We start from the raw sequence: 24,986 nt of genomic DNA, 5'->3' as shown, positions 1-24,986 counted from the left end.
GGCGACCTCCGCACCTCAACTCGCGCGCACGTCCGGCAAAGGCGGCCCGGGCTGGCGTACCCAGCTCGATCCCTCCCTCGCGCAGGATAGCCGGCGCCACGTTCTCGATCGCGCGCATCTCGTTGAGCAGCGTGCGGCGCGCCACCAGGAGCGAGCGCCAGAGACGGGACTGACGCGACTTGACGTAAACCTGCCGGTGCCAGGCTCCTTGTCCGCTTCTAGTACCGGCAGAGCGTCGTGAACGCGAGGTGGAGGTCGGCGCATAGCGGATTGCGGGTCGGCGAAAGCGAGCCAGCCACGTCAGCATTTGCTCCACGATCCAGCGGTAGCGGCCGAGGGGCTCGCTATTATCGATGCTGCGCCAGGCGTTCCGCGGTGTGATGCTGCGGGCTCGGCACTCGCGCCGACATCGGCGATGATCGTAGCCGCTGTTGGCTTGCAGCTTGCCTGGTCTGCGCCCCGGGCGACCATAACGCCCTGTGCGCACGCCCAGAACCGCGTCGAGGGGGCTGCCACCATACGGCTGTCGTGGCAGTTGGCGCAGGTAAGCGTCAGGCCCAGCCACATGCCCCGCACGTCCACGATAAGGCTCTTCATGCCTGGATTGTCTCGATCCATCGTGTTTAGGCCGGTCGCCCGGCGCCCTCCTTCGCCGGTAGGCTCGCGCCGTCGAGCGCGTCCGCATCCTGAAGCCGCTCCAGCCTCACGCGGTGAAGGGCGGCCCGGACGCCGGCCGCTTGCCAGACGCCAAGCCGTCGCCAGCTCGTCTTGCCGCTGCAGTCCACCTCAGAATGTGGCAGCTGCTTCCTCTGCATGCCGGTACGCAGAACCAGGACGATGCCCGCCAGCCCCGCTCGCTCCGAGGCACGCGGTCGCCCAACCTTTGGCTTCTCAGGCTAGGGCGGGAGAAGCGGCTCAAACACCGCCCATAGGTCGGCGGAAACGCGAACGTCCATCCCCTCTCAACCCCCGGGGGAGGCTTTTGCCCCTGACTCTAAGTGTAGACCCAACTTTGCCGCGGGTGGCTACGATGCTACCTGATCAGATGGCGGTCTCACAGCACCGCAGTGCTCTGCTGTACGTTTGCGCATTTGGCATCAGGCAAGGCACAGAGAGCTGGCCACCAAGTCTCATCTAATTCTCCGGCTTCCGGTAAGAGACTCCGGCCCAGCCGCGCTCGTCTTCCAAAAGACGAACCCCTAGTTGTTCTAGCACTGATCTCAGCTTGAGCGCGGTGTCCAGCCGCAAACCGCCTTGCTCGTTCTCGAAGCGGCTAACGGTGTAGGGCGCGACCCCGGCAAGTTCTGCAACCTCGCGAACTCCGAGCTTTGCGGCCGCTCGGGCCATTCTTAGCTGTGCCGGCGTCATTCTGCACCACGTGCTAAAAAAACTGCACAGGGTGTTGACTTCTGCCTGCTCCCTGTTCTAAGCAATTAGCACATGGTGCAGTGTAAGCAAGCGAGAGTGCCAAATGTCATTCACCCGCTCTTTTTCCTGGGCCGCTGCCCTGCAAGCGCTTCGAGCTGATCGCGTGCAGCTTTCGTCCGAGCAGCGGCGAGCACACGCCATCCGGGAGGGTTTCGCCAAGATCGCTGCCAACCGCGCGAACATGATTAGACGTGTGATGCCGCTCTGCAGCGCTGGACGATATGATCGGCGCGCAATTCTGCGAGCAGCCATCGAGGCAGCGCGGGCTCGCCGCGGGGTGACAGGAGAGCCGTGGAACCTCTGCCTCTCCGCCGCCCTCAAAGGAACCTGGCGGGCCGCGAAGGAAGCTCGTGCGTTCGCTGCTCATCAGGCTCGGCGAGATGCTGAACGTGCGCAGCGAGCAAACCTGCAGCCCACCCCTGGCCATGCGGGTTAACCAGCAGGGGAGGGGCGTCCGGCACCAATTCATCACTCGCAGATGCCGGGGTTGCCTGGAAAAGTGCATTACGCGCTATCGATTTCCCTCCGAAGTATCCCGGTACCTAACGCCCCGCGCATCTCTGCGCCCCAGCCTCTGAACCCTTCGCTGCGTTGAGCCTAGGCCGTTTGCCCCCGGGTCGGCTGAGATGCCTGCGGGCTAGGTTCGTCACCTCTCCTCAAAATTAGCGAGGCACCATGCCCACCAACAGAACGCGCTCGCGCGCGAACAATCCCGCATGCCTAACCGTCGCTGCCTTAGGCCTGCGCGCCAAGCTTGTGACCGAGGAACAGGACGCCGAACTCCGAGCCCTGATCGAGCGCTACGAGCAACTCCTCTGCAACTGGGAGGACCTCTCTCACCGAGCTCTCAAAGCCCTCGCCGACCGCTCCCCTCGCACCGACAAGCGCAGCCATGCCCCTCGTTACCCCTGAGGATATCGGCACCACCCTGCGCAGATGCCTCTCTCCGCGTCGTCGGCTCCAAGCTTGGGAGCGCACGAACGGGAAATGCGTGATCTGTGGTGACCGCATCGACGGCGTCCGCGAGCGTTGGATCGTCGAACACATCCGCGCCCTTGAACTCGGCGGCGCCGACGAGCTCGGCAACATGGGGCCGGCCCATGAGGCGTGCGGCCGTGAGAAGACCCGAGACGATCACGCTCGCGCGGCCCACGCCAAGCGCCAGAAGCTCCGCCACATAGGCGCGACGGCGTCTGAGCGCCCCCTGCCTGGTTCAAAGGCGAGTTCACTCAAGCGCAAAATCAACGGGACTGTAGTGCCGAGAGAAACTGTGCTGTTCGGTAAAACGGTCAGATCAATGGATGAGCGTGACACATCTACCACTTCGCGGTGGACGGCGAGCACCGGCATCAAAAACACTCTGGACGAAAGAACCAATATTTCTTCTGGCTGTATCAGCTCGAGAGAGCCCACATCCGAAGAGGTAGCCTTGATCCCGCAAAATACCGTCTCGCCGATGCCGTCGGCCTTTCCCGGGAAGGTGCCGACGCACGTGTCCCAGGAGCTGCTTCCGGCGCTCCCGGCCCATCTCGCATTCCTGTTCGAGGAGCGCCCGCTGCTGCCTGGCGAGAGCTCGGACCAGTACGACGCGATCCTCACGAGCATCGCCCAGGAGATCAAACCCCGCGACGCCATCGAGGGCATTTGGACGAAAAACGTTGTCGACCTGATCTGGGAAGCCAAACGGCTGCGTGGGTGGCGCCAGCGGATCCTGATGCAGGCGCGTCTGCAGGCGGCCGAGACGCTGATCAAGCCGGTCCTGGAGGCACGCGATACGAGCGTCTTCCGTCTCGACGGCGATATCGAGCGCAAAGCCCGCACGATGGCGCTCGGCTGGCTGAACGGCTGCGCGTCGGAGACGGCGACCTTCGAGGACCTGCTGCACGGAAGGGGGCTGACCACAGCCGACGTGATCGCAAAGGGTTTCGAACTCAAACTGCAAGAACTGGAACGGGTCGACCGGATGGTGATGAATGCGGAGGACCGACGCGACTCGCTCCTGCGGGAGATCGAGCGCAAGCGCGCGAGCTTCGGCAAAGGCCTTCGGGCGGCGACCGAGGACATCATCGACGTGGAGCCGAACACCTCCTCCTCCGCGAGCCTCGCGCAGCAGAGCGCTTGAAATGACGTCCGACCGCGCCACCAGCGCGAACCGGCGCAACGCGCAAGCGAGCACCGGTCCACGAACCGCGTCTGGCAAACAGCGGGCATCTCAAAACGCGCGCAGCCACGGGCTCTCGGCTCGTCACGATGTTGCGAACGACGCTGAAGTCGTCCGCCTCGCTGAGGCGATCATCGGTGAGCACAGAAGCGATCCTGAGATCGCAGGTGCTGCACTCGCGCTTGCCGAGGCGCAGGTCATGCTCACGCGCGTCCTCTCCCTCAAGGCGAGGCTGATCCGCGAGGAGGTAGAAGTCGCACCGATCTCCTCGTGCCCGGATGGTCAGCTCGCTACCCCGCCGTCCGCCACTCTCCTCAAGCGGCTTGAGCACCTGGATCGCTACGAGCGACGCGCCTTCTCGCGACGGAAATCGGCCGGCCGCCGGTTCCTAAACTTGGCTTCCAACAGAGGGGGCTCTCTGTGCCGCGAGAGCGAGGACCGACTGCCATGAAGCAGGTCTCTCTGGGGAAGCCCTCGGCTCCTATCATGGATGCGGCATCCAGCGTCTCAACCTGTCAGCATGATCATCAGGCCAATACAGACATGACCGCTGACGACCTGTTGGAAGCCGCAGCCGTACCGCTCATGCGCAAAACGATCGAGCTGGCATTGTCTGGCGATCGCGTCTCCTTGCGCTACTGCCTTGACCGGCTCGCTCGTTCGAAGGCCGCCCGTCCAGTTCCTTTCACACTGCCGGAGGTCAATAACCCTGAGGATTATGCGGCGGCGACGCGCGCGCTGCTCGAGGCAGTCGCAATGGGTGCGTTGCATTCGGAAGATGCCGCGGCACGTGTAAAACTGCTCGAGGCGCACGTCCAAGCACTGACGCTCCAAGATCTTGTTAGTCGTCTGGAGTACATCGAAGCGAGGAAGGGTTAATGAAGGTGCTGATGCGCGATATCAAGCGACGTATCGAGGGCGTGGAAAAAGCCATGGGACTGCACAACCAGCTCTTTACGGTCGAAGGCTGCAGCGAAGCTGAATTCGATGCAAAGATTGCTGAAATTGAAGCAACTCAGTTCGTCGGCAAACATCCAGAATTTGTCTGTCTCAAGAAGTTTTTTGATAAAGATGGAAATTTTATCGAATGGTAGCTCAATAACGGAGTGATTTCCAGGTTTGTAGAAGTATGATTCATTATGTAGTATCAAGTTTTTGCTGACGGCCACCGTAGTAGAGCGGCGGTGCCTCCTCTCGTACCTGCCGCAGTAAGGCCGCACGCAGGGTGGGCTTCTTGTATCCCCGTGCAGCCAAGCCTCGCAGCTGGCTTGGATGGAGGTCGGAAAAGCAGCAATTTGGCAAAACGAACCCATTTCGCTGTGGCGTCGTTGGCGCGCAGGCAAAATCTCCGATCAGCACCTCCGGCAACCCTCGTCTGCGAACGTCGGATGACGCGCCCGACCGGTTTGCCCGTCGCATGTTGCGCGCCTGCCACGCCACGCACCGCTGCAAAACACCCGCAAAAATCTGAGGAACAAAGATCCTCGCCCGTGCTTTCCCGCTTAGGTAGTCCGCGGAAGAAATGCGGAAACGCTGAGACGATCTTCCAGAATTAACTCAGATTAATGCATCGATGATCGCGGTTTTTCCTATCCGCAGATCGCCGATCACGATCAGGGATATCGCTAAAGCGTGGCGGAACTTGCTCTCATCACCGGCGGAGCCGGCTTCATCGGGCGCCATCTCGCGACCGCCCTGCTTCGGCGGGGCTACCGGGTGCGCGTCCTCGACAGCCTCATCGAGCAGGTCCACGGCGGGCGCACGAGCCCGTCCGGTCTCGATCCCGCGGTCGAGTTCGTCGCTGGGGACGTTCGGGACGCGGAAGCAGTTGCCAGAGCGCTCAGCGGTGCAACCCATGTCGTGCACCTCGCCGCCGAAGTCGGTGTCGGGCAGAGCATGTACGCCGTCGAGCGCTACGTCTCGGTCAACGATTGCGGGACCGCCACCCTGTTCCAAGCGTTGATCGATGCGCCCGTGAAACGGGTCGTCGTCGCCTCCTCGATGAGCATCTACGGCGAGGGTCTCTACCGCAGGCAGGACGGCGCCACGGTCGAGGATGCGGTGCGTCAGAACAGACGCCCGGGTGAGCCGTGGGATCCGACGGATGCGGAAGGCCGCCCGCTTGCACCCCTGGCGACGCCGGAAGCGAAGCGGCCCGCGCTCGCCTCCGTCTACGCCCTCACGAAGTACATGCAGGAGCGGCTGACCCTGACGCTGGCGCCGGCTTACGGCATGGAGGGCGTCGCGCTCCGCCTCTGGAACGTCTACGGGCCGGGCCAAGCCCTCTCGAACCCCTATACGGGCGTGCTGGCGATCTTCGCCTCGCGCCTCCTCAACGGCCAGGCGCCGATGATCTTCGAGGACGGCGAGCAGCGGCGCGACTTCGTCCACGTGGAGGATGTGGCGCAGGCCTTCGTCCTGGCGATCGAGCACCCCGCTGCGGTCGGGCAGGTCTACAATGTCGGCAGCGGCGAGGACCGCTCGGTCCGTGAGGTCGCGCAGCTTCTCGCCCGGGCCATGGGCCGCGAGGACATCGCGCCGGAGGTGACGGGCCAGGCCCGGGCCGGGGACATCCGCCACTGCATCGCGGATATCGCCAAGATCCGGCGGGAGCTCGGCTACGCGCCGCGGCGCGACTTCGGAGAGGGGCTCGCCGAACTCGCCGCCTGGGTGGCCGAGCAGGAGGCGGTCGACCGGGTCGCGGAGGCGCGGCGCGAACTCGAAGCCCGCGGGCTCGTCGCGTGAGCGCGCCCGGGACGCTCACGGGGCAGGGCGGTCGCCCGATCCTCATCACGGGTGGCGCGGGGTTCGTCGGCGCGAACCTCGCCGACGCGCTCGCCCGCGAGGGTCACGCCGTCATTGTCTACGACGCGCTCGCCCGCGCCGGCGTGGAGGCCAACCTCGCTTGGCTCCGGCAACGCCACCCGGATCGCATCAGCGCCGTCGTCGCCGATGTGCGCGATCGCGGCGAACTCGCCCGGGCGGTGGCGGAGGCCGGCGCCGTGTTCCACTTCGCCGCGCAGGTCGCCGTCACCACGAGCCTCGTCGCCCCGCGGGACGACATGGAGGTCAATCTCGGCGGGACCCTCAACCTCCTGGAGGCGATTCGGGCGCGCAGCGCCCCGGTGCCGCTCCTCTTCGCCTCGACGAACAAGGTCTACGGCAACCTGCCCGACATCGCGCTGGTCCAGGAGGGCGAGGCCTATCTCCCCGGCGACGCATCCTTGCGCGCCCGCGGCATCGGCGAGGACCGGGCCCTCGATTTCCACACCCCCTACGGCTGCTCCAAGGGCGCCGCGGACCAGTACGTCCTCGATTACGCCCGCAGCTACGGCATCCCGACCGTGGTCATGCGCATGAGCTGCATCTACGGCCCCCGCCAGATGGGCAACGAGGACCAGGGCTGGGTCGCCCATTTCCTGATCCGCGCCCTGCAGGGCCTGCCGATCACGCTCTACGGTGACGGGCGGCAGGTGCGCGACATCCTGCACGTGCAGGATGCGGTGGCGGCCTACCGCGCGGCGCTGGCGCGGATCGACCGGGTTGCCGGGCGCGCCTTCAATCTCGGCGGCGGGCCGGAGAATGCGGTCAGTCTGCGCGAGCTCCTCGCCCATCTCGGCACGCTGATCGGACGCACCATCGAGACCGAGTACGCCGATTGGCGCCCGGGCGACCAACGCTACTACGTCTCCGACACGCGCGCGGTCCGCGAGGCGCTGGCGCTCGCGCCCGCCACACCGTGGCGCGAGGGCGTCGCGATGCTGGCGGCGTGGCTGCGGGAATGGCTCGCGACGGAGCGCGGCCAAACCCCCCGCACGCGCATGGCGGAGGCGGCGCTGTGAGGGTCGCGCTCGTCAACCCGCCCTGGGATTACCGCAACAGCATCTATTTCGGGTGCCCCGAGCCGCACCTGCCGCTCGAGCTCGGCTATGCCGCGGCGCTGCTGCGCGCAGCCGGCCACGAGACCCTGATCGTCGACGCGCATCTCGAGGGCCTCGATGCCGAGGCCGCCGCCGGCAGGGTGGCCGCGTTCGGGCCCGGCATGACGGTGGTGACGACCGCGCCGAGCTACCTGTTCTGGCGCTGCGCCCCGCCGGAACTGCGCGTGCCGCGCCTGTTCCTCGACGCGCTCGGGGCTCGCGGCGGGCGAACCGTCGCGGTCGGCCCGCACGGCTCGGCGACGCCGGGCCCCACGCTGGCGAAGCTCGGCTGCGACCTCGTCGTGCGCGGCGAGTGCGAGGAGGTGGTCGCGCGGCTCGCCGATGCCGAGAGCGTGAAGGACGTGCCCGGCATCGCCCTCCGCGCAGGCGCCGAGACGCTCGTGACCGGCCCGCCCCAATCCGCGCGGTTCACGGACCTGCCCGCCCTGCGCTGGCCCGACGCCTGGATCGCGCGCCACCGCCACCACCATCACCGCTTCGAGGCGGCCCCGGACGGGCCGGGCGCCGAGGTCGAGGCGTCGCGGGGCTGCCCCTACACCTGCAGCTTCTGCGCGAAGATCGACTTCCGCGATGCGTATCGCCGCCGCGACCTCGGCATCCTCCTCGACGAGATCGACGGGCTGATCGCGCAGGGCGCCACCTACCTCTACTTCATCGACGAGATCTTCCTGCCGCAGAAACCCCTCCTCGAAGCCCTCGTCGCCCGCGACGTCCGCTTCGGCATCCAGACCCGGATCGATCTCTGGAAGCCGGACATGCTGGACCTTCTCGGCGCGGCGGGATGCGTCTCCATCGAGGCCGGGATCGAGAGCCTGACGGAGGAAGGCCGCGCCCGCCTCGACAAGAAGTGCCGCGCCACGACCGACGACCTCGCCGAGCGGCTGATTCACGCCCGTCGCTCGGTCCCCTTCGTCCAGGCGAACCTGATCGCGGTGGCGGGCGACGATGCCGACCTCGTCGCCGCCTGGCGCGACCGGCTGCGGGGGGAGGGGGTCTGGGCGAACGATCCCGTGCCGCTCTACCCCTATCCGAGCTCGCCCGATTATCGGCGGCTCTGGGGCGAGCCCGACGACGCGGCCTGGGAGCGAGCGCACGCCCATTACCTCGGCCAGTTCGAGCGCTTCAGCGACATCCAGGAGGAGCGTCCCCTGCCGCTCCCCGAGCTCGAGGCGGCCTGCACATGCCGGTGAGCGCAGGCCACGTCCTGATGAGCGCGGACGCCGTCGGAGGGGTCTGGCAATACGGGCTCGATCTCGCGGGCGGATTGCGCCGCCGGGGCTACGCCGTCACGCTGGCGCTGATGGGCCCGTCGCCCGCTCCCGAGATCGTGGCGGCGGCCGAGGGCGCCACGGGCGCGCGCATCGTTCCGACCGGGCTGCCGCTCGACTGGACCGCGGGCACGCCCGGGGCGATCCGCGATGCGGCCGCCGCGCTCGCCCGTCTCGCCCACGAAGTGGGGGCCGATCTCGTCCACCTGCACAGCCCGGCCTTCGCGCTCGTGGAGTTCGGCCGGCCCGTCGTGGCGGTCTGCCATTCCTGCGTCGCGACGTGGTGGGATGCCTGCGGCGAAGGCCCTCTCCCGAGTGACCTCGCTTGGCGCCGCGATCTCGTGGCCGAAGGCTGCCGGCGGGCCGACCGGCTGCTCGCCCCGACCCGGGCCTTCGCGGCGGCGACGCAGAGCGCCTACCGGCTGCCCGCGCCGCCCGTTGTCGTCCGAAACGGCCGCGCGGCCGCGCGCGCCATCTCCGCGGACCTCGCGCCCCACGCTTTCACGGCGGGCCGCCTCTGGGACCGGGCCAAGAACGCCGAGGCGCTCGACCGCATCGCCGCCCGGCTCGGCCGGCCCCTGCGCGCCGCCGGGCCGGTGGAGGGCCCGAACGGGGAGGCGGCCCGCTTGTCCCATCTGCACCTCCTCGGCCGCCTCGACGATGGGGAAATCGCGCGCGAACTCGCGGGCCGACCCGTCTTCGTGTCGCTTGCGCGCTACGAGCCGTTCGGCCTCGCGGCCCTCGAGGCGGCCGCTGCCGGCTGCGCCCTGGTCCTGTCCGACATCCCGACCTTCCGCGAACTCTGGCAGGGCGCGGCCCTCTTCGTCCCGCCGGACGACGACGCGGCCGCGGCGCGAACGATCGAAAAACTCGTCGCCGACCCGGCGCGGCGCGCCGACCTCGGGCGGGCGGCGCGCGCCCGCGCGGGCGAATTCGGCGTCGAGGCGATGGCCGAGGGCGTGCTCGGCGTGGTCCGGCCGCTCCTCGGCGCCGCGCAGGCGCGGATTCCGGGCGAGGCGGCCGCATGAGGATCGCCTACTTCACGCATTCCCTCGCCTCGTGCTGGAACCACGGCAACGCCCATTTCCTGCGCGGCGTGCTGCGGGAATTGATCGCCCTCGGCCACCGGGTCGAGGCCCTCGAGCCGGCTGGCAGCTGGAGCCTCGCCAACCTGCTCGCCGACCACGGCGAGGCGGGACTCGCGGCTTATCGGAGCGCCTATCCGGACCTGACCTCGCGCACCTTCGCCGAGACGGCCGAGGCAGTGGAGCGGGCGTCCGGCGCCGACCTCGTCCTCGTGCACGAGTGGAACGATCCGGCCCTGATCGCGGCCCTCGGCCGGGCCCGCAAGCGCGGCGCGTTCGGCACGCTCCTGTTCCACGACACCCATCACCGCGCGGTCAGCGTCCCGGAGGAGATGGCCGCCTTCGATCTCTCGGGCTACGACGGCATCCTCGCCTTCGGCGCGGCGCTCGCGGAAGTCTATCGCGGCCGGGGCTGGGGCAGCCGGGCCTTCGTCTGGCACGAGGCCGCCGATGCGGGCCTGTTCCGTCCGCCCTTCGAGCCCGTCCCGCGCCAGGGCCTCGTCTGGATCGGCAATTGGGGCGACGGCGAGAGGACGCAGGAACTGGAGAGCTTCCTGTTCCGCCCCGCTTCCAGCGCCGGATTGCCGCTCGATATCTACGGCGTCCGCTACCCGGAGGCGGCGCTCACCACGCTGGCGCGATACGGGATCCGGTATCACGGCTGGGCGCCGAACGCCGCCGCGCCGGGCCTCTTCGCCCGACACCTCGCCACGATCCACGTGCCGCGCCGCTTCTACGTCGAGGCGCTGCCCGGCATCCCGACGATCCGGGTCTTCGAGGCGCTGGCCTGCGGCATCCCGCTCGCGTCCGCCCCCTGGGACGATGCCGAGGCGCTCTTCACGCCGGGCGCCGACTACCTCGTCGCCCGGGACGGCGCCGAGATGGAACGGCACCTGCGCGCTCTGACCGAGGATTCCGCGCTCCGCGCGGCGCTGGCCGCGCACGGTCTCGCGACGATCCGCGCCCGGCATACCTGCCGCCACCGTGCGGAGGAACTCCTCGGCATCGCCGCCGGCCTCGGCGCCACCGACCTGATGGAGGCCGCGCAATGAAGATCGCCTTCTACGGCTCCTCCCTACTCTCGTCCTACTGGAACGGCGCGGCGACCTATTACCGGGGTCTGCTCCGCGATCTCGCCCGGCGCGGCCACCGCATCACCTTCTACGAGCCCGACGCCTTCGAGCGGCAGCAGCATCGCGACATCGACCCGCCCGACTGGGCGGAGGTCTGCGTCTATGCCGCCTCGCCGGGGGCGCTGCGCGCCGTCCTGGCCGAGGCGGCGGGTGCGGACGTCGTCGTCAAGGCGAGCGGCGTCGGGATCTTCGACGACGAGCTTCTGGAGGGGATCGTCGCGGCCTCGAGGCCCGAGGCCATCCGCATCTTCTGGGACGTCGATGCGCCCGCCACGCTGGCCGAGATGCGCGCCAACCCCGGACACGCGCTCCACCGCGCGATGCCCGCGCTCGACCTCGTTCTCACCTATGGGGGCGGCCCGCCGGTGGTGGCGGCCTACGAGGGGTTCGGCGCCCGGGCCTGCATCCCGGTCTACAACGCCCTCGACCCGGAGACGCACCACCCGGTCCCTCCGGACCCGCGCTTCTCCGCCGACCTCGCCTTCCTGGGCAACCGCCTGCCGGACCGGGAGGCGCGCGTGGAAAAGTTCTTCCTCGTCGCGGCCGCGCGGCTCCCCGAAAAGTCGTTTCTCATCGGCGGCAACGGCTGGGAGAGCCGGGGACTGCCCGCCAACGTGCGCCATCTCGGCCACGTCTACACGCGGGAGCACAACGCCTTCAACGCGACCCCGCGCGCCGTGCTCAATATCGCCCGCGACAGCATGGCCGCTGTCGGATTCTCGCCCGCGACCCGCGTCTTCGAGGCGACGGGCGCCGGTGCCTGCCTGATCACCGATGCGTGGGAGGGGATCGAGCTGTTTCTCAAGCCCGGCGAGGAGGTTCTCGTCGCCCGCGACGGGCGCGACGTCGCCGAGCACCTCGCCGCCCTCACGCCCGAGCGCGCCCGCACCATCGGGGAGGCGGCCCGCGCCCGCGTCATCGCCGAGCACACCTATGCGCGCCGCGGCGCCGAGGTCGACGCGATCCTGAAGCAGGAGGCCGCCCGCAAGGCGGAGGACGCGCCCCGGCGGAGCATCGCCTGATGGCCGCTCCCCTCAAGCTCGTCGTCCTGGGCCTCAGCCTGTCCTCCTCCTGGGGCAACGGCCACGCCACCACCTACAGGGCTCTGCTGAAGGCCTTCGCGGCGCGCGGCCACGAGGTGCTGTTCCTGGAGCGGGACGTGCCCTGGTACGCCGCGCACCGCGACCTGCCCGAGCCCGATTTCTGCCGGCTCGTCCTCTACCCGGACCTCCCGAGCCTCGAGCTCCACCGCCAGGCGATCGCGGGCGCCGACGCGGTGATCGTGGGCTCCTACGTGCCGGAGGGGATCGCGGTCGGCGAGCGCGTCCTGGCCGTCGCCAATGGCGTGCGCGCCTTCTACGACATCGACACGCCGGTCACTCTCGCTGCCCTGGAGGCGGGCACCTGCCCCTACCTCGCGCGTGCTCAGATCGCGCAATACGATATCTACCTCTCCTTCACCGGCGGCCCGACCCTGCGGCGCCTGGAAGAGCGCGACGGCTCGCCCGCCGCGCGCGCCCTCTACTGCTCGGTCGACCCGGACGCTCACCCGCCGCTCGACCACGCTCCGGCCTACGACCTCAGCTATCTCGGGACCTACAGCCCGGATCGGCAGCCCACCCTCGAACGCCTCCTGATCGAGCCCGCGCGCCGGGCTCCCGAACTCCGCTTCGCCGTAGCCGGCCCGCAATATCCGGACGGGATCGACTGGCCCGCCAATGTCGACCGGGTCGAGCATCTGCCTCCGGAGCGCCATGCGGGCTTCTACGCGGCGAGCCGCTACGCCCTGAACGTGACCCGCGCCGACATGATCCGGGCAGGCTGGAGCCCGAGCGTCCGCCTGTTCGAGGCGGGCAGCATCGGCACGCCGCTGATCAGCGATCGCTGGGACGGGCTCGACGACGTGCTCGTGCCGGGCCGCGAGATCCTGTGCGCCGACACGACGGAGGACGTCCTCGCCATCCTGCGCGACCGCTCCGAGCCGGAGCGCCGCCGGATCGCCGCGGCCGCCCGCACCGCGATCCTCGCCCGCCACAGCGCCGCGCACCGCGCCGCCGAGCTCGAACGCTTCCTGCGCGAGGCCGCGTCCCGGCGCGCGCCTTCCGTGCCTGTCCTTGAAACGCTGAGTGAGTGAAGGGTCGAGCGATGCAGAACGACGGACAGACACGGGTGCTCGTCGCAGGAGGCGCCGGCTTCATCGGGTCGCACCTGATCGACGCGCTGATCGCGGAGGGCGCGCGCGTCACCTGCCTCGATTCCTTCCTCACGGGGCGCAAGGCCAACATCGCCCATCTCGCCCGGGAGCCGCACTTCGACCTCGTCGAGGCCGACATCATCGATCCGCTGCCCGAACTGCCCCGCTTCGACCGGATCTTCAATCTCGCCTGCGCCGCCTCTCCGCCGCACTACCAGGCGGACCCGCAGCACACGATGATGACCTGCGTCGTCGGCTCGCACCAGCTCCTCGAACTCGCGCGGGCGAGCGGTGCCCGCTTCCTCCAGGCCTCGACCAGCGAGGTCTACGGCGACCCCGAGGTGCACCCCCAGGAGGAGAGCTACTGGGGCCATGTCAATCCGACGGGGCCGCGCGCCTGTTACGACGAGGGCAAGCGCTCGGCCGAGACCCTGGCCTTCGACTACGAGCGCCGCTACGACCTCGACATCCGCGTCGCGCGCATCTTCAACACCTACGGGCCGCGCATGCGGGCGGATGACGGGCGCGTCGTCTCGAACGTGATCTGCCAAGCGCTCACGGACCAGCCGATCACCGTCTACGGCGACGGCGAGCAGACCCGTTCCTTCTGCTACGTCAGCGACCTCGTCGACGGGCTGATGCGCCTGATGCGGCTCGACGCGTCGCCCGGCGGACCGGTCAATCTCGGCAATCCGCGCGAGATGACGGTGGCCGAGCTGGTTTCCGTGGTCACACGCATGACGGGCACGCGCTCCCCGATCGTGCGGCGGCCCCTTCCCGTCGACGATCCGCAGCGCCGCCGGCCGGACATCACCCGCGCCGGCTGCCTGCTCGACTGGTCGCCCCGCATCGTCCTGGAAGCCGGGCTCGAAGCGACGATCGGCTGGTTCGCCGACGAGGTCGCGCGCCGGGAGCCAGCCCCCGCCTTCGCCGGGCTGGCGGGGCCCGTCGCCCGCGCGCACAGGCCGGCCGAGCCGGCCCTGCGCAGCCTCGCGCGGGGCTGACGATGTCCCGCGAGCCCGTCCGCGTCGGCATCGTCGGTGTCGGCAATTGCGCATCGTCCTTCGTGCAGGGCCTGCACTATTACCGGGATGCCGGCCCCGAGGAGCCGGTGCCCGGCCTGACGATGCCCGATCTCGGCGGCTACCGTGTTCGCGACGTGACCGTGGTCTCGGCCTTCGACGTCTCGGCCGCCAAGGTCGGCCAGGATCTGGCCGCCGCGATCCTCGCCGAGCCCAACAACACGCATCGTTTCGCCGAGGTGCCGGGGACGGGCGTGACGGTGCGGCGCGGGCCGACGCTCGACGGGATCGGCCGGTATCTCGGCGACGTGATCCCGGAATCGCCCGAGCCCGTCGCAGACGTCGTGCAGGAACTGGAGCGCACGGGGACGCAGGTGCTCGTCTCCTACCTGCCGGTCGGTTCGCAGCGGGCGAGCGAGTTCTACGCGCGCTGCGCCCTCGATGCGGGCTGCGCCTACGTCAACTGCATCCCCGTCTTCCTCGCCTCGGACGAGGCGTGGCGGAAACGCTTCGAGGAGCGCGGCCTCCCGCTCGTCGGCGACGACATCAAGAGCCAGGTCGGCGCCACCATCGTCCACCGGGTGCTGGCCAACCTCCTGCGCGAGCGCGGCGTGAAGCTGGAACGCACCTACCAGCTCAATTTCGGCGGCAATTCCGACTTCCTGAACATGCTCGAACGCGAGCGGCTCGAATCGAAGAAGCTCTCGAAGACCCGGGCCGTCACGAGCCAGCTCGCGGCGCCGCTCGCACCCGGCGACATCCATGTCGGACCCAGCGACCACGTGCCCTGGCTCGCCGACCGGAAATGGGCGCATATCCGGCTGGAGGCGACGGGCTTCGGCGGCGTGCCCCTCAACATGGAGCTGAAGCTCGAGGTCTGGGATTCGCCGAACTCGGCCGGCATCGTCATCGACGCCGTGCGCTGCGCCCGCCTCGCCCTCGACCGCGGCATCGGCGGCGCCCTCGTCGGCCCGTCGAGCTGGTTCATGAAGTCGCCGCCCGTGCAGTTCACGGATTCCGAGGCGCACGACCGGATGCTGGCCTTCGTCGCCGGCGAGGCGGATGCCCGCCGCCGGACCGGCGCATGAGGCGCCTGATCCTCGTCCGCCACGCGAGCCACGACCGGCTCGGCCGGATCCTGTGCGGCCGGATGCCCGGCGTGTCCCTGAGCGGGCAGGGCCGCGCCGAGGCGGGCGCGGTCGCGCGGCGGCTCGGCGGGACCGGGGCGACCCGCATCCTGTCGAGCCCGCGGGAGCGCGCGCAGGAGACCGCCGTGCCGATCGCCGAGGCGCTTGGCCTCCAGGTCGAGACGGCGGACGGGCTCGACGAGATCGATTTCGGCGCCTGGACCGGCCGGTCCTTCTCGGAGCTGGCGGGCGAGCCCGCCTGGGTCGCCTGGAACGAGGCCCGCTCCACCGCCCGCCCGCCGGGAGGGGAGAGCATGGCTGAGGCGCAGCGGCGAATCTGGGACCTCGTCGAAGGCTTCGCCGAGGCGGACGAGGTGATCGCGATCCTCGTGAGCCACGGCGACGTCATCCGCGCCGCGATCTTGCGGCTTCTCGGCCTCTCCCTCGACGCCTATGACGGGCTCGTCGTCGACCCCGCCTCCTGCAGCGAGGTGGCGCTCTGGCCGGGAGGCGGCCGCCTGGTCTCCCTCAACGAGAGGGTCGCCCCATGATCGCGATCAACGCCGGGACGTTGCGTGCGAGATCGGAAGCACTCGGCCCGTGGTTCCACAACATCGATCTGGGGGAGGGGGTCTGGACGGCCCCGGACCACTTCCTCGGCGATTATCCGGCGGTGAAATGGCGCCGCTTCAGCCACGCCCTGCCCGCCGACCTGACCGGCCGCAGCGTCCTCGACATCGGCTGCAACGGCGGCTTCTACGCGATCGAGATGAAGCGGCGGGGGGCTGCACGCGTCCTCGCCCTCGATTCCGACGAGCGCTACCTCGCGCAGGGCCGCTTCGCCGCAGAGCGGCTCGGCCACGAGATCGAGTTCCGCAACCTCTCGGTCTACGATGTCGGCGCGCTGGGCGAGCGCTTCGACGTCGTGCTCTTCATGGGCGTGCTCTACCACCTGCGCCACCCCCTCCTCGCCCTCGACCTGATCCGCGAGCACGTCGCGGGAGACCTCCTCGTCTTCCAGTCGATGCTGCGGGGCTCGCCTGCGGTCGAGAGGGTGCCCGAGGATTGCGATTTCTGGGACATGGACCAGTTCGAGCGCCCGGGCTACCCGCGCCTGCACTTCATCGAGGGCGCCTACGCCCACGACCTCACGAACTGGTGGATCCCGAACCGGGCCGGGATGGAGGCGATGCTGCGCGCGAGCGGCTTCTCGATCGAGAGTCGGCCCGAGCCCGAGGTCTATCTCTGCCGGTGCTCCGAACGCCCCTACGGGGCGGAGGCGGCCTATCCGGCCCGCAATCCGACGCAGGAAGGAGCCCGATGATCGAAGCGGTGATGCTCTGGAACGAGCCCAACAACAAGTCCCACTGGGACCCGGACCTCGATCCCGACTGGCTCCTGTTCGCCGAGATGGTGAAGGCGGCGAGCAGCGCGATCCGGGCCGAGAACGCGCGGCTGCCGCAGGTTCTCGGCGGCATCTCGCCGATCGACCCGGGCTTCATCGGGCGGATGGCCGCCCAGGGCGTGCTCGACGCCGTCGACGCCGTGGCGGTCCACGGCTTCCCCCTCGATTGGAACCTCTGGCAGATCCACGAATGGCCGGCCAAGATCGACGAGATCCGGGCCGTGACCGGTCTGCCGGTCTGGGTCTCCGAGGTCGGCGTGTCGAGCTTCGGCGCCGAGGAGGTGCAGGGCTGGGGCTGCGCCCGCACCGCGGAGCTGCTGAAGGGCCGGGCACCGCGGATCCACTGGTACAGCCTCTACGATCTGCCGCGCGGGTGGGAGGCCACGACGCGGCACCGGGAGGCGGAGGGATCCTCCTACTACCGCCACTTCCACATGGGTCTTCTGCGGCAGGATGGGACGCCGAAGGTGGCGCTCGACGCGTTCGCGAAGCACACGCCCGAGCTCGGCCTGTGCCAATGGTTCCACTTCGAGGATCACCGCCTCGACGATGCGGTCGCCTGGATGAAACGGCTGGGTGTGACCTACCTGCGCACCGGCCTGTCCTGGGCCGACAGCTTCCGCCCCAACGCCCTCGACTGGTTCGACCGCCAGATGGAGGCGCTCGCCGATTTCGACGTGACCGTGACCTTCTGCTTCACGCCCGAGCACCGGGGCATCGCCCCGCACCACACGAGCCCGCCCCTGGTGCGCGAGGAATTCGCCGCGTTCTGCGCCGAGATGGTCCGGCGCTACGCCCCCGGGGCGGCGCTCGCCGCCGAGCCGGGCGACACGCGACGTGTGCTGCTGCCGAGCCTCTGACCACCTCTCGGCAGGCACGGCCCTGCCTCGCACGCCCCGGCGCGCAGAGGCAGGGCCCAGGTCCCTTATCGATCCGCCTTCTCGCCCGAGATCGTGAGTTCGAGGTAACGGCGGGTGGTCGGGCCGACGAGTTCGCGGACGCGGCGGGCCATCGCCTCTTCCTCCTTCAGCGATTGCTGGAAGCCGGTGATGCTCCCCCGTTGGCCGGCCGCCTCGGTGATCGTCAGGAGGGATTCGTAGGCCGCGATCTCGAAATTCTCGAAGGCATGGTTCGCGTAGGTGTTCTTCAGGATCTCGTCCTGGGCGGGGGTGTGGCCGATCGCCATCATGTTCCCGACGATGCCGAGGAAGCCCTCCTTGAGCGCCGACGGGCTGTCGCCCACCGCCTGGAGCGCTTCCTCGAGCCGGGTGCGCTGGCCGTGGGTCTCCTCGATGTGGCGGCGCAGCGCGTCCTCCATCTCGGGATAGCGCTGCAGGCGCTCGACCTGACGCTCCATGATCTGAAGCGCCTGCATCTCCAGGGCATGCGTGTTCTTCAGGGCCGTCACATAGATGTCGCGCGTGTCGAGAGTCATCGAAAATGTCCTCTTTGCGATGCTGGAACGGATTGCAAATCGCAAAGCCTCGGACCTGATGAAAGTTCCTGCGACCGAATTCTTCGGAATGGCCGAGCTTTTCGCGAAATGCGGGAAATTAATTTGGATTAATAAGTGTAATCTTTGCTTGGCGGCTCGGAACAACCGATCTCAGGCGTGATTTCCCCAACGAAACCCGCCCCTTGCCACGTCGCCGGTCGGTCCCTCTTCGCATCGTCGCCGGACAGGATCGTCGCTCACGCACGGAAGATCGTGTCCGCGGCACCCCCGCGGCCGGTCCAGGCGAAGCCATGGGGCTCGGACGTCACGCAGGCTCGCGGCGGGTGTTCCCGGACAACCATCACAGCGCACAGCAGGAGCCGACCCATGTACTATTTCGACAAGCGCACCCAGTACCCCGTCCGCGTCGACAGCCCGGATCCGGTCTACGCCCGCATGCTGCAGCAGGCCATCGGCGGCATCGAGGGTGAGATCCGCGTCTGTATGCAGTACTTCTTCCAAGCCTGGGGCGCCCGCGGTCCGACGACGAAGTACCGCGACATGCTGCTGAACACCGCGACCGAGGAGATCGGCCATATCGAGATGCTCGCCACCGCCGTCGCCCTGAACCTGGAGACGGCCCCCACCAAGGTGCAGGAGGCCGGCGCAGCGGACGCGATCGTCGGGGCGGTGCTGGGCGGCGAGAACCCGCGCCACGTCGCCGAGGGCATGCTGCACAAGACGCTGCTCTCGACCGGCATGTCCGCCTTCCCCGGCAACGCGGACGGCGTGCCATTCGACATGAGCCACATCTACGCCAGCGGGAACCTCGCCGCAGACATGTACTGCAACGTGGCGGCAGAGGCGACCGGCCGCACCCTGGCGGTGCGCCTGTACAATGCCACGAACGACCCGGGCATGCGCGACATGTGGAGCTTCCTGATCGCCCGCGACACCATGCATCAGCAGCAATGGCTCGCCGTGGTCGAGGACCTCGGGGGCAAGGAGGCCAACCTGCCGATTCCGAACAGCTTCCCGCAGGAGGCCGAGAAGCAGGAATTCAGCTACCAGTTCTTCGCAACCTCGCACGACGGTTCGCCGCCCCCCGAAGGCCGCTGGACGAGCGGCCCGTCGCTCGACGGCAAGGGCACGTTCGGCGTGTTCCAGAACAAGCCGATGGGCGAGGAGCCGGTCCTCGGCCCGGCAAGGCCGGACAGCGCCGCACAGACCCAGCAGATGGGCTGAGCGATGGGCGGGCGGAGCCGGAGGCTCCGCCCGCGATCCATCCCATCCGGATTTTTGCAGGAAGGCGGCGCTTCGAGCGCCGGAGGAGTTTCGGCATGAGCGCACACAGGCCCCTGAACCAGCAGGTGATCGTCGTCACCGGCGCGTCGAGCGGGATCGGCCTCGCCACTGCGCGCGCCGCCGCGTCGCGCGGGGCTCGGGTCGTCCTCGCGGCGCGGAACGTCGAGGCGCTCGCCGAGCTACAATCCGAGATCGCGCGGGAGGGCGGGCGAGCCGAGATCGTGCGCGCGGATGTGAGCGACCGGGCGCAGGTCGAGGCCGTGGCGGAGCGGGCGGTCTCGTGCTTCGGGCGCATCGACACCTGGGTCAACAACGCCGGCCTGTCGATCTTCGGGCGCCTCGAGGAAGTCAACGACGACGATAGCCGCAGGCTGTTCGAGACGAACTTCTGGGGCGTCGTACACGGCTCTCTGGTCGCTCTGCCTCACCTCAAGCGGAGCGGGGGTGTCCTGATCAACCTCGGCAGCGTCGCCTCGGACCTCGCCTTCCCCCTGCAGGGCATGTACTGCGCGACGAAGCACGCGATCAAAGGCTTCACCGACGCCCTTCGGATCGAGCTGGAGGAGGAGGGCGCACCGGTCGCGGTGACGCTCATCAAGCCGGCGGCGATCGACACGCCCTTCCCGGAGAACGCGAAGAACTACACGGATCGGCAGCCGAAGCTGCCCCCGCCCGTCTACCGGACCGAGGAAGTGGCGGAGGCGATCGTCCACGCCGCCGTTCACCCGCAGCGCGACATCTACGTCGGGGGCGGCGGGCGCGTGATGAGCGCGGCTCAGAGCCTCGCGCCCCGCACCTTCGATCGAGTCGCCCGAACCATGGTCGCCCAGCAGCTTCGCGACGAGCCGGCCCACGACCGGGACGGGACGCTCTACAGGCCGGGTCAGGGTGGCCGCACGAGCGGCGATCATCCCGGCTACGTCATGCGCCGCAGCCTCTACACCCGCAGTGTGCTCCATCCCGTCACCGCGGCCGCCGTCGCGGCGGCCATCGGGCTCGCCGCGACGAGCCTGATCGGAAGCGGCCGGCGGCGGAGCTGAGGAGTTCGGCAACTCGGCGGGCGGCCAGTGCGTTGCAGGGATCCTGAAACGCATCCCGAACGGGAGACCCGCCATGCTCAACCGTCTTGCCGGCGCCGCCGGCCTTCTCGCCCTCTCCGCCGGCCTCGCTCTCGCGCAGGCGCCGGCCGCGACCGGCACCGCACCGCAGGCCAACCAGGCCAGCGGCGACCTGAAGGAGTTCCAGGTCGCCAAGCTCGCGAAGGTCGGCCTCGCGCAAGCCCTCGCCACCGCCGAGAGCCAGGGCGACAAGGGCCGGGCGATCGACGCCGATTTCGAGAAGGCCGACGGTAAGAACCCGGCGCATTACAGCATCAAGGTCGTCTACCCAGACGGCAAGCTGATCGAGTACGGCATCGATGCGGATAGCGGCGCCGTCTACAAGAGCGAGAATCAGCCGATCGAGCGCTACTTCACCCGCCTGAAGACCGCCGACTTCCAGAACGCCAAGACCTCGCTCAAGGACGCGCTCGCCATCGCCGAGCAGAAGGCCGGCGGCGGCAAGGCCTACGAGGCGGAGGTCGAGCGCGACGGACAATCCGTGCAGTACGAGATCTCCGTCGCACTCGCGGACCGGTCCCAGGAGGTCAAGGTCGGGCCGGACGGCAAGGTGATCGGGAACTGAGTTGGGGTCCGAGCCGGAGTAACGACACAGATCGGGGAGGGCCGGTTCGCCGCGGGACGGACCGGCCCACTCGCTTCGGGGCCCTGCCGGGAGCGCATACCACTCATGGTAGTGCGGTCCTGTTGCCGCACCCGAAGCCAAGCTATGCTGTTCGCTAAGGCAGATTACGGTCGCGCGTTGAGCAATCCCTTCATCCGCAAGCTGGAGCATGCAGGCTTGCTGTCGGCGGAGGAACGGCAGGCCCTCGCGTCGCTCTCCCAGAACGCCCGCGCGCTCGCCGCGCGTCAGGAGTTCCCGTCCGACGGCGAATTCGAGCGCATCTACATCGTGATGAGCGGTCTCGCCTGCCGCTACAAGACGCTTCTCGACGGCACGCGGCGCATCGTCTCCTTCGTCCTGCCGGGTGACCTCTGCCGCGTTCCGCCACGCAGCAGCCGAGCCACGGAATGGCGGGTGTCCGCGCTCACGCGCACATCCGTCGTCGACGTGTCACGGACTGCACTGCAGGACGCGATGGCACGGCATCCCGGGATCAACCGCGCCCTCTGGTGGCTCGCCCTGGTCGAACTCAACCGCTCCCGCGAGTGGCTCGTCAACGACAGCCGCCCGGCCGTGCAGCGTCTCGCGCACCTGCTCTGCGAGTTGCTCACCTGCCTCAGGGCCGTCGGGCTCGTCGACGGGTCGGGCTGCGAGTTCAACCTCTCGCAAGTCGACCTCGCGGACGCCCTCGGCGTGTCGCACGTCCACATCAACCGGGTCCTGCAGACGCTGCGCAAGGAGGAGTTGATCGTGTGGCAGCGCCACCGGCTACTCGTGCCGGACATGGAGCGGCTGCGGGACTTTGCGGGGTTCGATCCGGCCTATCTCGACCTCGAGGGCCTGTCGGCGTCCTCGGACCCGGTGCCGGCCGGGGACTAGGTCGCCCGCCGGCTCACTCGATATGCGTGCCCCGTCGCCTCAGGCGGTCCGGGCCTCGAGCTTGTTCACGCCGAGCGCGAGCAGCGTCGCGATGGCACCCGACAGCAGATACAGCCCGACGCAGGCCAGCCCGTAGCGGCTGGACAGGCTGAGCACCACGAGCGGCGCGAAGCCGGCACCGACCACCCAGGCGAGATCCGAGCTCAGCGCCGAACCGGTGTAGCGGTAGCGCGTCCCGAAATTCGAGGAGACGGCGCCCGCCGTCTGCCCGTAGGACAGGCCGAGCAGCCCGAAGCCCACCACCACGTAGACCGTCTGTCCCGCCATGCTGTCGCCGAACAGGAGGGGCGCCAGGATGCTGCCGAGTGCGAAGAGCGCGATCAGGCCAGCGCAGATCGCAAGCATGGTCCTGCGCCCGATCTGGTCCGCCATCAGGCCGGATGCCAGGATCGCGCCCGCGGCCATGGTCGCACCGGCGAACTGAACCATCAGGAACTCGCCCGCCGAGCGCTGGGTGAACAGCGTGATCCAGCTGATCGGGAAGATCGTGACGAGGTGGAAGAGCGCGAAGCTCGCCAGCGGCACGAAGGCGGCGATGAGGACGTGCCGCCAATGCACCCGCAGCAATTCCAGGACGGGCACCGGCTCCAGCTCCTGCGTCTGGAGAAGGTTGACGAACTCGTCCGTGGCGACGAGGCGCAGCCGCGCGAACAGGGCGACCACGTTCACCGCGAAGGCGACGTAGAACGGGTAGCGCCAACCCCAATCGAGGAAGTCCTCGGGCGTCAGGTTGGCCAGGAAGAACGAGAACAGCGCGCTCGCCAGCATGAAGCCGAGGGGGGCCCCGAGCTGCGGCATGGCCGCGTACCAGCCGCGGCGGTTCTCCGGCGCGTTCAGCGCCAGCAGCGACGCGAGGCCGTCCCAGGCGCCGCCGAGCGCGAGCCCCTGGCCGATCCGGAAGGCGGCGAGCAGAACGATCGCCGTCTTCCCGAGATGGTCGTAGCTCGGCAGGAAGCTGATCGCGGCGGTCGACGAGCCCAGCAGGAAGAGCGCGATCGTCAGCTTCACGCCGCGCCCGTAGCGCTGATCCACCTCCATGAAGGCGATGGACCCAATCGGGCGCGCCACGAAGGCGAGGGCGAAGATGCCGAAGGCGTAGAGGGTGCCGGTGAGCGGCTCGGCGAAGGGGAAGAACACCTTCGGGAAGATGAGCACCGAGGCGATGCCGAACACGAAGAAGTCGAAGAACTCCGACGTGCGGCCGATGATGACGCCCATCGCGATCTCGCTCGGGTCGACCTTGTGGTCGGTCGAGACGAGGCGGGCATCGCGCTCGAGCGGGTCGGATGCGGGCAGGGCGTAGTCTGAGTTCATCGTCGGCAGGTCGCTCTCTGAAGCGACGGAAACGGGCCGCCGTTTCCGGAAACGGGAATTATGGCGCGTGCGCACCGCAGGATCACGGCGGCGCGGCGACGCGCCCTCATGCATCCGTTCGGCCGGAGGAACATATCCGGTCCGGTCAACCCTGCCATGCCTGCGGCGCCCACAGGTGAGACATCGGTGCACTTGCCATACCGACATGGTGCAGCGCAGTAAAGCCGCGTGATTCCCGGGGTGCGTTCCGACGCGCCGCGTCCGGGTCCAGAAGTGCCGTCCCGGCCCACCATCGATACGATCTGATGCGTCTCAGACAGCTTCGCGCCCTCGCGCTGGTCCCCCTGCTCGGCCTGCTGGCGGGCTGCAACATGGTCGTGATGCAGCCGTCCGGCGACATCGCCGTCCGGCAGCGCGACCTCGTCATCGCCTCGACGGGGCTGATGCTGCTTATCATCCTGCCGGTGATCGCGCTGACGCTCTTCTTCGCGTGGCGGTACCGCGCGTCGAACACACAGGCCACCTACGATCCCGACTGGCACCACTCCACCCAGCTCGAGGTCGTGATCTGGGCCGCGCCGCTGGTGATCATCATCGCGCTCGGCGCGCTCACCTGGATCAGCACCCACACGCTCGATCCCTACCGGCCCCTGTCCCGGCTCGACGCGTCGCGGCCGCTGCCGGCGGACGTGAAGCCCGTCACGGTCGAGGTCGTCGCCCTCGATTGGAAGTGGCTGTTCTTCTATCCCGACCAGGGCATCGCGACCGTGAACGAGCTCGCGGCCCCCGTCGACGTGCCGATCAACTTCAAGATCACCTCGGCCTCGATCATGAACTCGTTCTACATTCCGGCTCTGGCGGGCCAGATCTACGCCATGGCCGGCATGGAGACGAAGCTGCACGCGGTGATCAACAAGGCCGGCACCTACGAGGGCTTCTCGGCCAATTACAGCGGCTCCGGCTTCTCCCGGATGAACTTCAAGTTCCACGGGCTCGATAAGGACGGCTTCGACCAGTGGGTCGCCAAGGTGAAGGCCGACGGCAAGACCCTGACCCGCGAGGCCTACCTGAAGCTCGAGAAGCCGAGCGAGCAGGAGCCGGTTCAGTACTTCGCGTCCTCCGACCAGGGTCTCTACAGCGCGATCCTCAACATGTGCGCGGTGCCCGGCAAGATGTGCATGAGCGAGATGATGCACATCGACGCGATGGGGGGCGCCGGGAAGGAGAGCCACCACAACCGGGAGCGGCTGGAATACGACAACCGCCATGCCGTCTCGGGCGAGGAGGGCGATGCCGCCACCGTCCCCGCCTCCGGGCGCCCCGCCAAGGGCGATGTGCAGCCGCAGGGCATGAAGCCCGACGCGCAGGACCCCGCCGTCAAGGGCCGCGGCGAGGCTCCCGATGCAGGCCACGACCATTCCGGGCACCAGCACGGCACCCCGGCGCCCGCGCAACTGAACCACTGAGCCGGCGCCTCGACGGCCGCCGCACCCCGCCAACGAGCGAA

General features: G+C 68.8%; 25 protein-coding genes and 2 pseudogenes. 21 read left to right on the top strand and 6 right to left on the bottom strand.

Annotated elements, in window-relative coordinates; all coding sequences use genetic code 11:
• Positions 1–7: 7 nt before the first annotated feature.
• From E1J50_RS05205 to E1J50_RS27135, 4 genes and pseudogenes are all read right to left on the bottom strand, one after another.
• A pseudogene (locus tag E1J50_RS05205) lies at positions 8–202 on the bottom strand (IS110 family transposase); the annotation flags it as partial.
• Between the two features lie 16 nt (positions 203–218).
• Positions 219–956, bottom strand: a pseudogene (locus E1J50_RS05200) (IS5 family transposase).
• A gap of 178 nt (positions 957–1,134) precedes the next feature.
• The gene (locus E1J50_RS28490; RefSeq protein WP_425374911.1) at positions 1,135–1,347 is read right to left on the bottom strand and encodes a helix-turn-helix domain-containing protein; all 213 of its coding nucleotides are present in this window, start codon (positions 1,345–1,347) and stop codon (positions 1,135–1,137) included.
• Between the two features lie 816 nt (positions 1,348–2,163).
• Positions 2,164–2,322, bottom strand: a complete 159-nt coding sequence (locus E1J50_RS27135; RefSeq protein WP_165937782.1) for a hypothetical protein — start codon at positions 2,320–2,322, stop codon at positions 2,164–2,166.
• 97 nt (positions 2,323–2,419) lie between these two features.
• Here E1J50_RS27135 and E1J50_RS05180 point away from each other — a divergent pair, with 97 nt between their 5' ends.
• From E1J50_RS05180 to E1J50_RS05105, 16 genes are all read left to right on the top strand, one after another.
• Positions 2,420–3,550, top strand: coding sequence for an HNH endonuclease (locus E1J50_RS05180; protein WP_165937781.1), 1,131 nt, complete (start codon positions 2,420–2,422; stop codon positions 3,548–3,550).
• A gap of 1 nt (position 3,551) precedes the next feature.
• Entirely contained in the window at positions 3,552–4,040 is a 489-nt protein-coding gene (locus tag E1J50_RS05175) for a hypothetical protein (RefSeq protein WP_132251099.1), read from the top strand.
• Positions 4,037–4,468, top strand: a complete 432-nt coding sequence (locus E1J50_RS05170) for a hypothetical protein (protein ID WP_132251097.1) — start codon at positions 4,037–4,039, stop codon at positions 4,466–4,468. The genes E1J50_RS05175 and E1J50_RS05170 overlap by 4 nt, the downstream gene beginning before the upstream one ends.
• Positions 4,468–4,683 (top strand): hypothetical protein, encoded by a 216-nt coding sequence (locus tag E1J50_RS05165; protein ID WP_132251095.1) that lies wholly within the window; start codon positions 4,468–4,470, stop codon positions 4,681–4,683. The genes E1J50_RS05170 and E1J50_RS05165 overlap by 1 nt, the downstream gene beginning before the upstream one ends.
• Positions 4,684–5,221: 538 nt before the next feature.
• Entirely contained in the window at positions 5,222–6,334 is a 1,113-nt protein-coding gene (locus tag E1J50_RS05160; RefSeq protein ID WP_132251093.1) for an NAD-dependent epimerase/dehydratase family protein, read from the top strand.
• Positions 6,331–7,431, top strand: a complete 1,101-nt coding sequence (locus E1J50_RS05155; protein ID WP_132251091.1) for an SDR family NAD(P)-dependent oxidoreductase — start codon at positions 6,331–6,333, stop codon at positions 7,429–7,431. Before E1J50_RS05160 ends, E1J50_RS05155 begins: the two co-directional genes overlap by 4 nt.
• Positions 7,428–8,720, top strand: coding sequence for a TIGR04295 family B12-binding domain-containing radical SAM protein (locus E1J50_RS05150; protein WP_132251089.1), 1,293 nt, complete (start codon positions 7,428–7,430; stop codon positions 8,718–8,720). The genes E1J50_RS05155 and E1J50_RS05150 overlap by 4 nt, the downstream gene beginning before the upstream one ends.
• Positions 8,711–9,826, top strand: coding sequence for a glycosyltransferase family 4 protein (locus E1J50_RS05145; protein WP_132251087.1), 1,116 nt, complete (start codon positions 8,711–8,713; stop codon positions 9,824–9,826). The genes E1J50_RS05150 and E1J50_RS05145 overlap by 10 nt, the downstream gene beginning before the upstream one ends.
• Complete coding sequence (locus tag E1J50_RS05140) at positions 9,823–10,935, top strand: CgeB family protein (RefSeq protein ID WP_132251084.1); 1,113 nt, start codon at positions 9,823–9,825, stop codon at positions 10,933–10,935. Before E1J50_RS05145 ends, E1J50_RS05140 begins: the two co-directional genes overlap by 4 nt.
• Entirely contained in the window at positions 10,932–12,038 is a 1,107-nt protein-coding gene (locus E1J50_RS05135) for a CgeB family protein (protein WP_132251082.1), read from the top strand. Before E1J50_RS05140 ends, E1J50_RS05135 begins: the two co-directional genes overlap by 4 nt.
• Positions 12,038–13,150, top strand: a complete 1,113-nt coding sequence (locus tag E1J50_RS05130; protein ID WP_425374909.1) for a CgeB family protein — start codon at positions 12,038–12,040, stop codon at positions 13,148–13,150. Before E1J50_RS05135 ends, E1J50_RS05130 begins: the two co-directional genes overlap by 1 nt.
• 11 nt (positions 13,151–13,161) lie before the next feature.
• Positions 13,162–14,214 (top strand): UDP-glucuronic acid decarboxylase family protein, encoded by a 1,053-nt coding sequence (locus E1J50_RS05125; protein WP_132251079.1) that lies wholly within the window; start codon positions 13,162–13,164, stop codon positions 14,212–14,214.
• Positions 14,215–14,216: 2 nt separating this feature from the next.
• Entirely contained in the window at positions 14,217–15,320 is a 1,104-nt protein-coding gene (locus E1J50_RS05120) for an inositol-3-phosphate synthase (RefSeq protein ID WP_132251077.1), read from the top strand.
• Positions 15,317–15,910, top strand: a complete 594-nt coding sequence (locus tag E1J50_RS05115; RefSeq protein ID WP_132251075.1) for a histidine phosphatase family protein — start codon at positions 15,317–15,319, stop codon at positions 15,908–15,910. The genes E1J50_RS05120 and E1J50_RS05115 overlap by 4 nt, the downstream gene beginning before the upstream one ends.
• Positions 15,907–16,683: a TIGR04290 family methyltransferase gene (locus E1J50_RS05110; protein ID WP_132251073.1), complete on the top strand. Its 777-nt coding sequence runs from the start codon at positions 15,907–15,909 to the stop codon at positions 16,681–16,683. The genes E1J50_RS05115 and E1J50_RS05110 overlap by 4 nt, the downstream gene beginning before the upstream one ends.
• Positions 16,680–17,624: a glycoside hydrolase 5 family protein gene (locus E1J50_RS05105; RefSeq protein ID WP_132251071.1), complete on the top strand. Its 945-nt coding sequence runs from the start codon at positions 16,680–16,682 to the stop codon at positions 17,622–17,624. The genes E1J50_RS05110 and E1J50_RS05105 overlap by 4 nt, the downstream gene beginning before the upstream one ends.
• Positions 17,625–17,689: 65 nt before the next feature.
• Here the strand turns inward: E1J50_RS05105 and E1J50_RS05100 are convergent, their stop codons facing one another.
• Positions 17,690–18,199 carry a ferritin-like domain-containing protein gene (locus E1J50_RS05100; protein WP_132251069.1) on the bottom strand — a complete coding sequence of 170 codons (510 nt, stop codon included), beginning with the start codon at positions 18,197–18,199 and terminating at the stop codon, positions 17,690–17,692.
• A 387-nt stretch (positions 18,200–18,586) separates the two neighbouring features.
• On the opposite strand from E1J50_RS05100, the gene E1J50_RS05095 reads away from it, so the two are divergent.
• From E1J50_RS05095 to E1J50_RS05080, 4 genes are all read left to right on the top strand, one after another.
• The gene (locus E1J50_RS05095) at positions 18,587–19,444 is read left to right on the top strand and encodes a manganese catalase family protein (protein ID WP_132251067.1); all 858 of its coding nucleotides are present in this window, start codon (positions 18,587–18,589) and stop codon (positions 19,442–19,444) included.
• A 95-nt stretch (positions 19,445–19,539) separates the two neighbouring features.
• Positions 19,540–20,544 (top strand): SDR family oxidoreductase, encoded by a 1,005-nt coding sequence (locus tag E1J50_RS05090; protein WP_132251065.1) that lies wholly within the window; start codon positions 19,540–19,542, stop codon positions 20,542–20,544.
• Positions 20,545–20,617: 73 nt separating this feature from the next.
• On the top strand, positions 20,618–21,187 hold the full coding sequence (locus tag E1J50_RS05085; RefSeq protein ID WP_132251063.1) for a PepSY domain-containing protein: 570 nt from the start codon (positions 20,618–20,620) through the stop codon (positions 21,185–21,187).
• Positions 21,188–21,364: 177 nt separating this feature from the next.
• Positions 21,365–22,105: a Crp/Fnr family transcriptional regulator gene (locus tag E1J50_RS05080; RefSeq protein ID WP_165937780.1), complete on the top strand. Its 741-nt coding sequence runs from the start codon at positions 21,365–21,367 to the stop codon at positions 22,103–22,105.
• A gap of 39 nt (positions 22,106–22,144) precedes the next feature.
• Here the strand turns inward: E1J50_RS05080 and E1J50_RS05075 are convergent, their stop codons facing one another.
• Positions 22,145–23,479 carry an MFS transporter gene (locus E1J50_RS05075; protein WP_132251059.1) on the bottom strand — a complete coding sequence of 445 codons (1,335 nt, stop codon included), beginning with the start codon at positions 23,477–23,479 and terminating at the stop codon, positions 22,145–22,147.
• Between the two features lie 305 nt (positions 23,480–23,784).
• Here E1J50_RS05075 and cyoA point away from each other — a divergent pair, with 305 nt between their 5' ends.
• Complete coding sequence (gene cyoA / locus E1J50_RS05070) at positions 23,785–24,945, top strand: ubiquinol oxidase subunit II (RefSeq protein WP_132251057.1); 1,161 nt, start codon at positions 23,785–23,787, stop codon at positions 24,943–24,945.
• Positions 24,946–24,986 lie beyond the last annotated feature (41 nt).

This window comes from Methylobacterium segetis (genome assembly GCF_004348265.1).
GTDB classification, from domain to species: Bacteria; Pseudomonadota; Alphaproteobacteria; order Rhizobiales; family Beijerinckiaceae; genus Methylobacterium; species Methylobacterium segetis.
This window is presented reverse-complemented; position numbering and strand designations above follow the sequence as displayed.